Genomic DNA, 13,327 nt, shown 5'->3' on the forward strand with positions numbered 1-13,327 from the left:
CGCTACGCCGCTCCGGGCCCGGGCTCGGAGGCGGGATCCCCCGTGACGGCGGGGAGGACGAGCGCGGACGGATGGTGGAGGGTCACCACGGACGGCGCGAGGCGGGTGGCCGTCGCCAGGGGTTCGCCGGTGCCGGTGTTGCGGGCGAAGCGGGGGTGCGCGCCACCGCTGATCTGCAGGCGGATCCGGTGGCCGACGGCGAACTCATGGGCGGTGGAACTCATCGCCACCGTGACCGTGTTGGGGATCGCGGCCGGAGCCGGATCCAGCTCCGGATCCGCAGCCGCTTCCGCATCCGGAGCCGCTTCCGCCGCACCGGATCCGGCGGGCCGCAGCCGCCGTATGCCGTCGCAGATGTTCGTGGAGCGGCCCTGGGGGTCCACGTCGCACAGCCGGGCGAAGACATCGGCGTGGCCCGTGTCCACGGTGACGCGCAGCTCCGCGCTGACCGCCCCGAGGATGCTGACCGGCTCGGTGAGCGGTGCGGTGGTGAAGGTCAGGACGTCGTCCCTCGCTTCCAGGGCGGTGTTGTCCCGGCCGCCCGCCTTGGGGGAGAGCACGGGCCCGCCGACCGAGGGCGTCGGATCAGCGGGGTCGTAGCGGAAGGACACCGGTGGTGCGGTATGCGCCGTGGGCCGGGTGTCCAGGGCGCCGCCGTTGCCGGGGTACCAGCGTCGAGCCGCGCCCGCCGGGGGCCAGTCGGGGAGGTCCTGCCAGGCCTGGCGGCCGCCCACGTGCACCCGCGCCCTGGTCGGCCGCAGGCCCGACGGGTCGTCGCACAGGTGGGCCCGTAGCCAGGCGAGGCTCTCGGCGAAGACCTCGGGCCAGCCTTGCTGGAGGGCTGAGGTGTGCGTCCACGGCCCCACGAGCAGGGTGGTGTCGCATCCAGCGTTCCGCAGCCGCTCGTACTGCTGCAGGGTCTGGTCGAGGAGCACGTCGCTCCAGCCGCCGATCAGGCTCGTCGGAACGGTCGTGCGCTCGGCCGCCGCTCCGACGTCCGCGCCGTGCCAGTGCGGGTCGGCCGCCTCGGGGTGGGCCATCGCCTCGTCCAGGAGCGGTACGCGTCCGCCGAGGCCGGGTACGTACGCCTCGCCGAGGGGGAGGGTCCGCATGATCTTGCTCAGGTGGCGTTGCAGCCGCAGGGTGGCGCCCGCGAAGCGCCGGACGCCCCGGTGCTGGTTCGTCATTCCCAGGGCGACGACCAGCGCGGTTTCGAGGGAGAAAACGCCGCCGGGGTGGAAGAGGGCGTGCGGGTCGTGCAGGCCCACCTGGATCACCATCGCGCGCAGCTCCGGCGGGGGGTCGAGCGCGAGCGCCCACTGGACGTATCCGAGGTAGCTGGGTCCGATGGTCCCCAGTACGCCGGAGAACCAGGACTGGCGGCGCAGCCAGGCGACGGTGGCCAGGCCGTCCGCGGCCTCGTTGCGCCAGAGGTGGAACTCGCCGCCGGAGCCGCCGGTCCCGCGGCAGCTCTGCAGGACGACGTGGAACCCCTGCTCGGCCAGGAGGATGCCGTACATCGGCGCCCAGGGCAGGCCCCGGCCGTACGGCGAGCGGATCAGGAGGGTGGGGAAGTCGCCCTCGTCCAGCGGGAAGTAATGGTCCGTCAGCAAGGTGCTGCCGTCGGCGGCGGGCACCGCCAGGCGGGTCTCGCAGCCGATGTCGTGGAGCTTGGGAGGAGTGCCCCGGATGGAGCGCCGCATGAGCCGGGCGGAGAGGGGCGGCTTCGTCATGGTGCCTCGATTCCTGGAGCGGGGGACAGGATCCATCATTCCCGTACGGTGTACGAGAATGATAGCGGATGGTTGGATGGGCCACGGAAGAGAGGAGGGCTGCCATGGCCCGTACAGGCGCACCGGGCGCATCCGGCGGCTCCAGCGGCTCCGGCCGTGAGGCGGGCGGCCGCGAGACAGGCGGCCGCAAGGGCGGCGACGGGAAAGTCGGTGGCCGCAAGGCCGGTGTGGATCCGGAACTGCTCTGGGCGCAGCCGGAACGCCCGCGACTCGGGCGGCCGCCGACGCACAGCCGCGCCGCGATCACCGCGGAGGCGGTGGCCATCGCCGACACGGAGGGCATCGCCGCCGTCACGATGCGCGCCATCGCGACCCGCATCGGGGCCGGAACGATGTCGCTCTACAGCTATGTCCCGAACAAGGAGACCCTGCTGGAGCTGATGGTCGACCAGGTCAGCGGCGAGCACCGGATTCCGCCCGAACCCTCCGGCGACTGGCGCGCCGACCTGCGGCAGCTCGCCCACGAACAACGCGCGATGATGCGGAGCCACCCCTGGCTGGCCGCGGCGCTGCCCTCCCGGCAGACGTTCGGCCCCCACACGCTCGCGGTCCTGGAGTACGCGCTCGGGCTACTCGGCTCCGCCGGGGTGGAGGCCGGGGCGAGGCTGGAGACCTTCAGCGTGCTCACCGGTTTCGTGGCCAGCCACGTCACCTACGAACTCGCCCATGAGCAGGCGACCGAAGCCGCCGGCCGCGCCGCGGGCGAACTCGACGCCGCGCAGGCCCGCTACCTCGGGGCCATCGCCGCCACGGGCCGGTATCCCCGCCTCACCGAAGCCATGACGCCGGACACCCGTCACCCCGCGCCCGCCCCTCAGGCCGTCTTCGACCGGCTCCTCGACCGCATGATCAACGGACTCACCGCGGGGGCGTGACCGGCGCGGCGCAGGGCGGCGGGGGTGGTGCCGTACCAGCGGTGGACCGCGCGGCGCAGGGCGCGGGCGTCGGCGTAGCCGCTCCGGACGGCTATCGAGTCGATGCTGAGGTCGGTGCCGTGGAGCAGCTGGGTGATGTGGGTCCGGCGTACGGTCTCGACCTCGTCGCTCCAGGCGGTGCCGTGTTCGTCCAGCCGGCGCTGGAGGGTCCGGGTGCTGATGGCCAGGCGGCGCGCCACCGCGGACAGCGTCGGTGTGGCTTCGGCGTAGGCGGAGGCCAGGGCGGTGCGGAAGAGGTCCAGCCAGTCGTGCAGCGGGATCGAGGTGGCGAGGGTCTGCTCGGCGTGCCGTCGCAGCACGGCCGACAGCCCCGGCTGGATGTACGGGCTCGGGGAGCGGAGGTCCGAGGCGAGGAAGGTGATCGAGGCGTCCGGGGCTTCGAACTCGATGCTGCGGGTGCCGTACAGCTCGACGAGGTCCTGGTGCCGGCGGGGTGCCTTCGCGGTCAGGGACACGCGTACGGGTATGAGGCGGCGCCCGGCGGCTTCGCTGAGGCGGCGCTGGTACAGGCCCATGGCGAAGCCGCGGATGGCGTTGGCCGCCTCATGGGTCAGGTCGGCCCGGTTGACGTGGGAGACGGTGACCTGGGCGCCGTCCTCGGTGACCCGCAGGGCGTCGGTGCCGGTGTCGGCGACGGCGGCGAAGTACGCCGAGGCGTCCCGGATCCCTTCGAGCGGTGTGGGCGCGGAGGTGATCAGGTAGTCCCAGATGCCCAGGCTGCCGATGCCCGACGTCTGTGTCAGCGCCACGGACAGATCGGCCCAGGGGAAATGGGTGGTCGTCAGTTCCGCGATGCGCAGGCCGGTGGCGGAGGGGGTCCGGCACAGGTCGTCGTTGAGGTGCTCGGGGGCCACGCCCAACAGGTGGGTGTATCCGTGCGGGGGTACGCCGAGCAGACGTGCGGCATTGATGCTCAGGCGGACGAGGGCGGAGGACGTCGTCCCCTGATGTGCGTGCGTGACCACGGGGGCTGAGCATAGACCAGCACGAAATGCCAGGTGAACGCGGGAACCCGGGGCCTGATGCCCCCATCGTGGCGCGGGGAGTCCCCCGGTGGCGCGAGGGGTCCCCTTGCTGGCGCGTGCTGCCCCGGGGCAGGTGCTCTTTCCGGCCATAACGTGGTGACCTCCGACGCGGAGCACGGGAGGTCCCGGCCGGATCGGGGCTCCCCCACGGGGGTGGGGGGCCGGGATCCGCTGCCGAGGGGCAGTCACCTCCCTTGCTCCGCGCGGGACGGCCACGGGAGGATCAGCCCTACGCGCCCTACGCGTCCTGCGCGCCCACGGAGCCATCGGCTCCGGCCCGGGCGCTGTCGGGCACCCAGGAGCCGTGCAGACCGGCACTCACCCGGTGGGGCAGGTGGACGGTGGCGATCCGGTCGAGGCCCGACGCGTCGAGGACCACCAGCTGCGAGGCGTCCTGCTTGAGGTCCGAGACGACGGTGAGCAGATAGCCGTCGTCCTCGCGGGTGGCTCCGGCCGCGGGGACGAAGAGGGCTTCGCCCGGCATGCGGGCGTCGCCGACCTGGTGGATGCGGCGGGCGCCGGTGGTGCGGTCGTACTTGACGATGCCGTAGCCGCCGAAACCCTTCTCGTCGGGGAAGGAGACGGCGTAGTGGTAGCGGTTCTCGGCGCCCAGGTACCGCTCGTTGAGGGTCGGGAACTCCACCGGCAGGTCGTCGACGATCCGTTCGTCGACGCAGCCCGCCGTCATGTCGACCACCCAGCGGCGGGTGTAGGAGCGGGAGACGGGCTCGGTGCCGCGCCCGGGGGCGCCGGTCCACCAGTTCCAGGAGAGCCGGAAGCCCTCGCGGTCCACGGTGGGGCCCTCCAGGACGATGCGGCCCAGGCCGTCCTCGTAGGCGTTGGCGACGTGCAGCATGTTGCCCGGTTCGATGGAGAACCAGCGGACCTCCCGGGCTTCACCGTTTCCGTTGGCGCCGCGGGGCATGACACCGATGCGGGCGGGGTGCGGGTCGCTCCAGCCGTAGGGGATGCCCGAGTGCTCGGCGGGATCGAAGGTGACGTTGCCCTCGATGAACACCACGTGGTGGCGGGTGAGGGCGAAGTCGTGCTTGAGCGAGGCGGTCGCCCCCGGCACCTCGGCGGTGTGGATGATCTCGCCCTTGGCGTCGGCGACGTAATGCACCAGGAAGGGCGGGAAGGGTGACGACCCGAAGAAATGGAGTTCGCCCGTCACCGGGTCCTCCTTGGGGTGGGCGGTCATCGCCGTGCGCAGCTTGCCGCCGAAGTCGTACGCGCCGACCGTGTCCAGTTCCGCGGTGAGTTCGAAGGGGAGGTTGGCCTCGCACAGCGCGAGCAGCCGACCGCCGTGCTCGATGATGTGGGTGCCCGCGGCGCTGGCCGTCAGGTCCGGCCCCTTCTCCGTCATGTACGGGGCACCCTCCAGCGCGGGGGTGTGCACCCAGCGGTTGCGGTACCACTCGGCGCGGCCTTCGCGCAGCCGGATGCCGTGGACCATGCCGCTGCCCTTGAACCAGTGGGTGGGGGTGACCCCGGGCTTGGGGTTGTGGCCGTTGCGGAACAACCGGCCGGTCAGCTCGGTGGGCAGGGTGCCCTCGACCGTGAGGCCGGTGGCGGTGACCTCGTTGACGACGGGGGTGAAATGGCCGGTCAGGTAGGGCTTGTCGGCGGTCATGAGGGGTTGCTCCTTCGTGTGCGGTGCAGGAGGTTCATGACGCACAGCCTCGGGCGGGGCGCTGTCCACTATCCAGACCCGGCGGGGGCGGTCACTGTCCACTCCTGTCCGCACCTGTCCACCGGGTGCCGCTGCCGCCTACCGCAGCTCCTCCTGCCACAAGGCCGCGCACAGCAGGTCCAGGCCCTGGCGCAGGTGGCGCCGGTAGGTGCCGTACGGCAGGCCCAGGCGCCGGGCGGCGGCTTCCTGGGTGGGGGCGCCGGAGAAGTACCCCGCCGTCAGCGCCTCGCGGGCCCGCACCGCGCGCGGGTCGTCGGCCAGCTCGTCGACGGCCCGGCGCAGCAGGGCGCGCGACTCCTCGACGGCATCGGTGAAGTCGGCCGCGAGACGGGTGCGCAGCAGGGCGCAGACGGCGAAGGCGCCGGGGTCGCGCCAGTGCGCGAGCGCCTCGCGCACGGCCTGGTCGAACGCGGTGCGCGAGATGGCTGACGGGCCGGGCGGTGCGGCGACGGGGGTGTCGGTGGCCGATATGAAGCTCTGGATCCACGCCTCCACGGGTATGCCCCGCCAGTCGACGCCGAACACCCCGTAGGTGTACGCGCCGACCCGCGGGCGCGCCCCGGTGTCCTCCAGCGTGCCCTTGACGCGGGCGGCCCAGGTCTCGGCGTCCCGGAAGACGGCGAATCCGTAGGCGCGGCCCCGGGCGCGGGCCGCCTCCGCCTGGGCGCGGGAGCTGCTCAAGTCGATGACGCGCGAGGGGACTTGGTACCGCTCGGGGTAGACGGAGAAGCGGCTGACGCCGATGTGCTCGCCGGGGCTCACCGGCGCGGTGGCCTCCGTGTGGTGCCACGCGGCGGCGATGACGGGGTCGGTGGCCAGATCCCGGGGATCGGGCGGAGCGGGCAGGACCAGCCGGGCGGTGAACGCCACGATCCGGCCCGTGCTGACGAGGCGGTAGACGCTGAAGGCCTGCGGCTGCCTCTCGGCCCAGTAGCGGACCAGCTCGGCGGAGGCGGCCCCTTCGGTCTCCTCGGCCATGCGCAGCAGGACGTCCAGGTCGTCCGGGTGCAGGGCGCGGTCGTGCACCTCGTCCTCGCGGGACCAGGTGCGCAGCCGGGCCAGGGTCTTCCCCTCGCGGAAGAGGTAGAAGAGTTCGTCGGTGACGGTCCACACCCGTTCCTCGGGTGCCTCGCGCAGGAGGCGCAGGTATTCGTCCGCGAGGCGTCGGCGCATCGCCTCGAAGGCGTTGGGCGCCCGCCAGCGCAGGTCCGCGGCCAGCGTCTCGCGCGCGGCGTCGTGCGGGTGGAGCCCCCGCCGGGTGGACTCCATGAAGGGCAGCTCCCGCAGCCAGGAGAAGAGCAGGTGGGCGTCCTCCTCCGGCAGCACCGAGGCGAGCAGTTCCTCGGACGTCGAGTGGGCCTGCGCCGCCACCTCCAGGGCGCGCCGGTGGGCGGCGGTGGGCACCTCGCCGATCAGCCCCGCCAGCAAGGTGCGCAGGACGTCGGCGGAGGGGGCCCAGATGTCCTCCCGGCCGCAGCCCGCCGATCCCGCGGCGGCGGCGAGGGACAGGGCCAGCGGGTTGCCTCCGGCGAAGCGGAGTACGGGGTCGCGCAGTTCGGGCCGGATCCGGGCGGCGGCGAGCAGGCTGCGGGCCTGGTCCTCGGAGAACGGCTCCAGCTCCGTCATGTGCAGGAGCCCGGACCAGGCGGGGTCGGCGGCCCATTGCGGCTGCGGGGCGCGCCGTCCGGCCAGGACGACGAGGGCGCCGTCCGCGGCCCGCGGCAGGAAGTGGTGCCAGAGCCGGCTCTCCAGCCATTGGCAGTGCTCGAAGGAGTCCACGAGCAGCACGGTGCCCGGATCGCGCAGGAAGGGTCCGGCGGCCCGCTCGAAGTCGGCGGGGTCCCGGTCGACGAAGCGGCCGTCGAGTTCGAGGAGCGGCCGGTCCGCGGCGCGGGCGCGGTCCGCGAGGCGGCGCAGCAGCGTCGACTTGCCGATGCCGCCCGGCCCGTGCACGTAGAACGCGAACGGCGCGTGCGGATCGCCGGTCAAGGCGTGCTCGAAGTGCCCGAGTTCCTCGTCCCGGCCGATGAAGGCCCGGACCCGGGCCCGGCTGAGTCGTTCGCCGACGGACACCATGGTGGCATCGTAACCGAGGCCCTGGCCAGGTCACTTGGCCGGTCGGGCGCGGCCTCCGGGAGTGGGGCGCGGGTACGTCCGGGACTGCTTGACGCTGCCGTAGGCGAAGCTGGACTCGATCGAGGCGATGCCGGGGATGGCGTGGATCCGGTCACGCACCAGGGATTCGTAGGCCTCCAGGTCCTCTATGACGACCCGGAGCAGGTAGTCGCTGCTGCCCGCCATCAGATAGCAGTCCTGGATGTGCTCGATGAGCGCGACGTGCTGCTCGAAGAGCCGGACCGCCTCCGCCGTGTGCCGTTCCAGGCGTATTCGTACGAAGACGGTGATCGGGAGTCCGAAGCCGACCTGGTCGACCACGGCCGTGTAGCCGCGGATCAGGCCCGCTTCCTCCAGCCGCCGGACCCGCCGCAGACACGGCGAGGGAGACAGGCGGACGCGGTCGGCGAGGTCCTGGTTGGACAGTCGGCCGTCGGCCTGCAATTCCCGGATGATCTGCAGATCGACTGCGTCCATGGCCACTCCTCGGCGGATCCTTGGCAGATTCTGCCCCAAACGTATGTCCAGGAGGCAGAACTGGCAATCGACTGCCCCGGCACAAGCCCTAGCGTTGCGGAGGGACGGGATCCGGCCGCGCTGGCCGCATCTGACTCCCTTGCGCACCCCGCTGTCCCTGCCGCACCACCCCCCGACGGGCCCCGAGCCCCGCCCCGACGGGCCCGAGCCCCCAGAACCTGGAGCAACCCCCTTGGTCGCCATCGACCCCCCGGTCACGGCCCCTTCCCCGGGCCCCGGCCGAGCGCTCGCGCGCCGGTTCTCCCCACAGAGCGTGGGCATGGCGGCGCTCCTGGTGACCGTGGCGATCTGGGCCGCCTTCGCGCTCAGCGCCCGCGCCCTGAGCGCGTCCTCCCTGCTGCCGGCGGACGCCGCCCTGCTGCGCTTCGGCGTACCGCTCCTGGTGCTGGCCCCCGCCCTGTGGCGGCGCCGCCGCCGGATCGCCGCGGTGCGCCCGGCCGCCGCCGCCAAGATCGTCTGCGGGGCGGGCGTGCCCTTCTTCCTCGCGGCGATGCACGGCGGGGCCCTCACCTCCGCGGCCTTCGTCGGCTCGATCGTGCCCGGCATGGTCCCGCTGTTCGTCTCCGCGCTCATGGTCGCCCGCGGGCAGCGCGTCCCGCGCGGCCTGCAGGCCGCCGGGCTCGCACTGATCGCCGTGGGCGTGGCCGCGCTGGTCCGGGACCACGTGGTCCCCGTGGACGCGGACATCCTCGAAGGCGCGGGCACCCTGCTGGTCGCCAGCGGCCTGTGGGCGCTGTACACGGTGGGGCTGAAGGAGGTCGACCTCGATCCGGTCGGCTCGATCGGCCTGCTCTGCCTGCCCTCGTTCGCCGTCATCGGACTCCTGGCGCTGACCGGGGTGCTGCCCACCGGCCTCGCGCACGCCGCCGGATCCGACATCGCGCTGTTCTTCGTCGTCCAGGGGCTCGGGGTCGGCCTCTGCGCCGGCCTGCTGTACGCCTTCGCCATCCGCCGACTGGGCGCCGAGCGCAGCTCGGTCGTCGGGAGCCTCAGCCCCGTCGCCGTCGTCCTGCTCGCCGTTCCGGTGCTGGGGGAATCGCCGACCCCCGCCGTCCTCATCGGCGTACCGCTCATCACCGCGGGCGTCGTCCTCGCCAACCGCCGTCCCCGCACCCAACCCGAGGTTCCCGCAGATGCTTGAGCTGCTCCCGCCGCCGCCCGCCGATCCGCTGTGGGTGCTGACCGACGCCTTCGGGGCCGACGCGCGGTCCGAACGGCTCGACCTCGTCCTCGGCGTCTACCGCGACGAGACCGGGCGCACCCCCGTCATGGCCGCCGTGCGCGAGGCCGAGATCCGGCTCGCCGAACGCTCCGCCTCCAAGGAGTACCGCGGGCTCTCCGGCAACACCGCCTTCAACCGGGCCGTCCTCGCGATGGTGCTCGGCACCGGACCCGGCGGACCGGCCGACCGGGCCGCGGCCGTGCAGACCGTCGCGGGCTCCGGCGCCCTGCGCCTGCTGGCCGACCTGATCCACCGCACCCGCCCCGGCGCGACCGTCTGGATCAGCGAACCGGCCTACGTCAACCACCGGCCCATCCTGGAGGCCGCCGGGCTGACGGTGCGCGGCTTCGGCTGGCGCGACGCCGAGGGCGGCTTCGACACGGAGGGCGTGCTGCGGGAGCTGGCCCGCGCCGGGCGCGACGACGTGGTCCTCCTCCAGGGCTGCTGCCACAACCCGACCGGGGTCGACCCGCTGCCGCAGGACTGGCAGGCGCTCGCCGAGTCGGCCGTGCGCGGCGGCTGGATCCCGTTCGTCGACCTCGCCTACCACGGGCTCGGCGACGGACTGGAGGCCGACCTGCTGCCCACCCGGATGCTGGCCGAGCGCGTGCCGGAGATGCTGATCGCCGTCAGCTGCTCGAAGAACTTCGGCCTCTACAGCGACCGCGTCGGCGGCGCCATCGTCCTCGGCGCCTCCGCCGGGGCCGCGCGGCACGCCGAGACGGCCCTGCAGAACGCCGCCCGCACCCAGTACTCGATGCCCCCGGAGCACGGCGCCGCCGTCGTCACGACGATCCTGGAGGACGACGGGCTACGGGCCTCCTGGCGCGCGGAACTGGAGCTGATGCGGGGCAGGATCACCACCCACCGCGCCGTACTGGCGGCCGTTCTGAGCGACCTCGGCCGGGCCGGCGAGGCGCGGACGCTCGCCCGGCAGAAGGGCATGTTCTCGATGCTGCCGCTCACGGGAGAGCAGATGCTGCGGCTGCGCACGGAGTTCGCGATCTACGGAACGGCCGCGGGGCGGGTGAACATCGCGGGCATCCCGGAGCACCGCATCCCCTGCCTGGCCCGGGGCATCGCGGCGGTCACGGGCCCTTCGGCGGGCTCCGCGTGACCCACGCCGCGCGGACAGTGTCCTTTCGGCCGGTGTGCGGGCGGGCCCCGGCGGTGTTTCCTGGGAAGGGTCAGCACCGTCAGCGCATTCCGTGCAGAGCATTGCGGCGGAAGCATCCCAAGGGTCTGGAACACCACCATGTCGACGTGTACCGAGCAGAGGGCGGAGGTGATCGCAGAGAACCGCACCCGCAAGGGTCTGCTTCCGCTGTGCCTGAGCGAAGCAGCCGAGCGGTTCTCCTTGGCGGTCCTTCTACGGAATGCGCGCGGTCCTCGCGCTCTTCTTGATCGACACCGCCCACGGTCTCGGCATGGCCAAGGGCACGGCGGTCGCGCTCGTCGGCGCCTACCTGTCGGCCTGCTACTTCACCGCCCTGCCGGGCGGCTGGATCGCCGACCGGCTGCTCGGCGCCCGTAAGACCGCCCTCATCGGCGGGGTCGCCATCCTGGCCGGGCACATCGCGCTCGCCGTGGAGGCCGGAGCGGGCGGTGTCTACGCCGGGCTCGTCCTGATCGCGGTCGGCACCCGTCTGCAGAAGCCCAACATGACGGCGCTGGTGGGCACGCTCTATGCGGAGCGGACCGACCAGGAACGGGACGCGGCCTACAGCAAGTTCTACGCGAGCGTCAATGTCGGCGGACTGGCGGCGACCCTCCTGGTGGGCTGGCTCGGCCTGCACTTCGGCTGGCACGTCGCCTTCGGCGCGGCCGCCGTCGCCATGGCCCTGAGCCTGGTGGTGTTCCAGCTGTCGGGCAGCCTCCGCGAGGCCGCCGACTCTCCCGGCCGTCCGCTGACCCGCACCGAAGCGCGCGGGGTGGCCGTCCGGGCGCTGTGGAGCGCGGCCGGTGTGCTCGCGGCCGGTGTCGCGGCCCGGGCGACCGGCACCCTGACGCTGTCGGGCGCGCTGACCGCCTTCGCCGTCCTGGCGGTGGTCGTCCCGGTCGGCTACCTCGTGAAGCTGCTGCGCCGCACCGATCTCGACGAGCGGGGCCGGGCGGGCCTCCGCGCCTACGCGCGGCTCTTCGCGGCCGCCGTCGCCTTCTTCTGCATCTTCGACCTGGCCGCGTCCAACGTGCAGTTGTTCGCCGCGGACCACGTCGACATGAGGGGCATCCCGGTCACCTGGCAGGCGGCCCTGAACCCCGTCATGACCATCGCCTTCGCCGGTGTCCTCGCCTTCGTGTGGCGCAAGGCGCGCGTCTCCTCCCCGGCGAAGTTCTCCGCGGGGCTCGTCCTGGGCGGGCTGTCCTTCCTCCTGCTCGCCCTCGCGGCGGGCCGCGCCACCGGCGGCGTGCACATCTCCCTGCTCTGGCTGGTCGGCCTGTACGTGCTGCTGAGCCTGGGCGAACTCTTCCTCGCCCCCACCGGACTGTCCATGAGCCACAAACTGGCCCCGGCGGGCACCGGATCCCAGCTCGTGGGGCTCTTCTTCCTGGCCGCCGCGGCGGGCGACGCGATCGGCAGCCAGGTGGCCACCCACCTCACCGGCGCCGCGCTCTACCTGGCCCTGGGCGGCCTCGCGGTCACCGCCGGCCTCGCCATGGCCGCGGCCACACCGGGACTGCGGCTGCTGACCGGCGAGTGACGGCCGGGCCCCCGGCCCCGGGCCCGACCGGTCCGCGGCCGCCGGCGGGGGCGTTGAGTGTTCGTTTATTGCACTGCCACTTCCCTGCGGCATGGTGTTCGGGCGGGGTACGGCGAGGGGGATCCGGCCGTCCGGCCGGGTCGCGGCGTACGCCGGGAGCGAGTGGGGGGCCCATGAGCACGGCGGCATTCAGGAACACGGCACGACTGCAGTACTCGATCACCTTCATCGGGTACGCGGACCTCGTGGGCGAGGTCGAGAGCGTCTCGCACCAGGAACTGCGCGGGGACAACTACTACAAGGACCTGCCCGAGCCCGCCGACCACAAGGGAGCCCTCCAGGGCATCCAGCACCGCAAGGACGCCGAGCGGCAGGTCGTGAACCTCCTCGCCGACCGGATCTACCGCCACCTGGGCTGTGCGAGCACCGCGCAGTACAAGGCGCGGATCGGCGCCGTCCGCAGGGGCACCGTCGACCTGTACTCCGACATGGGGCCGTGCCACTCGTGCCGGTCGGTGATCAAGGACTTCCGGACCGACTTCCCGGCCCTCGACTTCCAGGTCCGCTACCGCAACGCCCTGTTCAGCGGCGGCACCGCGAGGCTGCTCCAGGCCGGTGACGGCCTCTACGGCTCCTACGGCATCGGTGACGCCGAGCAGGGCGCCGGCGACCTGTGGATCAAGAACCACCCCGGCACCCCGCTGTACGCCGCCACCGCGACCTTCGACGCCAAGGTGGCCGGGCCGGACGGCTACCGCTTCCAGGGCACGTTCACGGCGGTCGACCAGCAGCCCCACGCCTCGTTCCTCTACCCGGCGCCCACCGCCGTCGCGGCTCCGCTCGACGAGGTGGCGGCCGTCCTGGACCAGGTCGCGGCGAACATCCGCGACACGATGGCCCCCGGCCAGGAGATGCGCCCGCAGTCCTTCCGGAAGTGGATCAACGGCATCAACCAGGGCACCGTCCGGCTCGTCTGCGAGCGGGGGCCGAGCCAGGCCGGGCGCACGGCGGTGGCGGCCTTCATCGCGGACTTCCCGAAGGTGCGGATCGAGGTCTCCTACGAGGCCACGGCCGCGCGGACCGACGGGCTCGGGTACGGCGACGCCACCGCGGGCCCGGCTGGCACCTGGCTGAAGGTCTTCCCGGCCGCCCGCTGACGGGGCTCCGGCAGGGCGTTCTGGCCGGGCGTTCCGGCAGGGCGACGCGTCGTGGTTTCGGTCCATGAGGAATGAAATCCGGCCTCTCGCCGGTGCGGGCGCATGCCGGGTGCCGCGCCGGGGCAGGGCTGATCACCGTGCGTGACCG

The 13,327-nt window shown here is 73.1% G+C and carries 10 protein-coding genes; 5 read left to right on the top strand and 5 right to left on the bottom strand.

Going from position 1 to position 13,327, the window contains the following annotated elements; genetic code table 11:
* Positions 1-2 precede the first annotated feature (2 nt).
* A complete protein-coding gene (locus OHS33_RS34230; protein ID WP_330334305.1) occupies positions 3-1,733 on the bottom strand; it encodes a CocE/NonD family hydrolase in 1,731 nt (576 codons plus the stop codon).
* Between the two features lie 227 nt (positions 1,734-1,960).
* Between OHS33_RS34230 and OHS33_RS34235 the strand changes: the two genes are divergently transcribed.
* Positions 1,961-2,668: a TetR/AcrR family transcriptional regulator gene (locus tag OHS33_RS34235; protein WP_443065489.1), complete on the top strand. Its 708-nt coding sequence runs from the start codon at positions 1,961-1,963 to the stop codon at positions 2,666-2,668.
* Here the strand turns inward: OHS33_RS34235 and OHS33_RS34240 are convergent.
* From OHS33_RS34240 to OHS33_RS34255, 4 genes are all read right to left on the bottom strand, one after another.
* Positions 2,608-3,693, bottom strand: coding sequence for a helix-turn-helix domain-containing protein (locus tag OHS33_RS34240; protein ID WP_330334307.1), 1,086 nt, complete (start codon positions 3,691-3,693; stop codon positions 2,608-2,610). The genes OHS33_RS34235 and OHS33_RS34240 overlap by 61 nt on opposite strands.
* 298 nt (positions 3,694-3,991) lie before the next feature.
* Positions 3,992-5,386: a carotenoid oxygenase family protein gene (locus OHS33_RS34245; protein WP_330334308.1), complete on the bottom strand. Its 1,395-nt coding sequence runs from the start codon at positions 5,384-5,386 to the stop codon at positions 3,992-3,994.
* A gap of 138 nt (positions 5,387-5,524) precedes the next feature.
* The gene (locus OHS33_RS34250; protein WP_330334309.1) at positions 5,525-7,522 is read right to left on the bottom strand and encodes an AAA family ATPase; all 1,998 of its coding nucleotides are present in this window, start codon (positions 7,520-7,522) and stop codon (positions 5,525-5,527) included.
* Positions 7,523-7,552: 30 nt separating this feature from the next.
* On the bottom strand, positions 7,553-8,038 hold the full coding sequence (locus tag OHS33_RS34255) for an Lrp/AsnC family transcriptional regulator (protein ID WP_330334310.1): 486 nt from the start codon (positions 8,036-8,038) through the stop codon (positions 7,553-7,555).
* Between the two features lie 319 nt (positions 8,039-8,357).
* Here OHS33_RS34255 and OHS33_RS34260 point away from each other — a divergent pair, with 319 nt between their 5' ends.
* The 4 genes from OHS33_RS34260 to OHS33_RS34275 all read left to right on the top strand — a co-directional run bounded on the left by OHS33_RS34260 (position 8,358) and on the right by OHS33_RS34275 (position 13,179).
* Positions 8,358-9,239, top strand: a complete 882-nt coding sequence (locus OHS33_RS34260) for a DMT family transporter (RefSeq protein ID WP_330334311.1) — start codon at positions 8,358-8,360, stop codon at positions 9,237-9,239.
* Positions 9,232-10,437 carry an amino acid aminotransferase gene (locus OHS33_RS34265; protein WP_330334312.1) on the top strand — a complete coding sequence of 402 codons (1,206 nt, stop codon included), beginning with the start codon at positions 9,232-9,234 and terminating at the stop codon, positions 10,435-10,437. The genes OHS33_RS34260 and OHS33_RS34265 overlap by 8 nt, the downstream gene beginning before the upstream one ends.
* Before the next feature lie 259 nt (positions 10,438-10,696).
* Positions 10,697-12,022 carry a peptide MFS transporter gene (locus tag OHS33_RS34270; protein ID WP_330334313.1) on the top strand — a complete coding sequence of 442 codons (1,326 nt, stop codon included), beginning with the start codon at positions 10,697-10,699 and terminating at the stop codon, positions 12,020-12,022.
* 173 nt (positions 12,023-12,195) lie between these two features.
* Positions 12,196-13,179, top strand: coding sequence for a deaminase domain-containing protein (locus OHS33_RS34275; RefSeq protein ID WP_330334314.1), 984 nt, complete (start codon positions 12,196-12,198; stop codon positions 13,177-13,179).
* Positions 13,180-13,327: the final 148 nt, after the last annotated feature.

The organism is Streptomyces sp. NBC_00536, assembly GCF_036346295.1.
Classification (GTDB): Bacteria; Actinomycetota; Actinomycetes; order Streptomycetales; family Streptomycetaceae; genus Streptomyces.

What these genes read in the sequence shown, in the direction of transcription:
- OHS33_RS34230 (WP_330334305.1), bottom strand. Translation starts at nt 1,733, where the DNA reads ATGACGAAGCCGCCCCTCTCCGCCCGGCTCATGCGGCGCTCCATCCGG.
- OHS33_RS34245 (WP_330334308.1), bottom strand. Translation starts at nt 5,386, where the DNA reads ATGACCGCCGACAAGCCCTACCTGACCGGCCATTTCACCCCCGTCGTC.
- OHS33_RS34250 (WP_330334309.1), bottom strand. Translation starts at nt 7,522, where the DNA reads ATGGTGTCCGTCGGCGAACGACTCAGCCGGGCCCGGGTCCGGGCCTTC.
- OHS33_RS34255 (WP_330334310.1), bottom strand. Translation starts at nt 8,038, where the DNA reads ATGGACGCAGTCGATCTGCAGATCATCCGGGAATTGCAGGCCGACGGC.
- OHS33_RS34260 (WP_330334311.1), top strand. Translation starts at nt 8,358, where the DNA reads ATGGCGGCGCTCCTGGTGACCGTGGCGATCTGGGCCGCCTTCGCGCTC.
- OHS33_RS34265 (WP_330334312.1), top strand. Translation starts at nt 9,232, where the DNA reads ATGCTTGAGCTGCTCCCGCCGCCGCCCGCCGATCCGCTGTGGGTGCTG.
- OHS33_RS34270 (WP_330334313.1), top strand. Translation starts at nt 10,697, where the DNA reads ATGCGCGCGGTCCTCGCGCTCTTCTTGATCGACACCGCCCACGGTCTC.
- OHS33_RS34275 (WP_330334314.1), top strand. Translation starts at nt 12,196, where the DNA reads ATGAGCACGGCGGCATTCAGGAACACGGCACGACTGCAGTACTCGATC.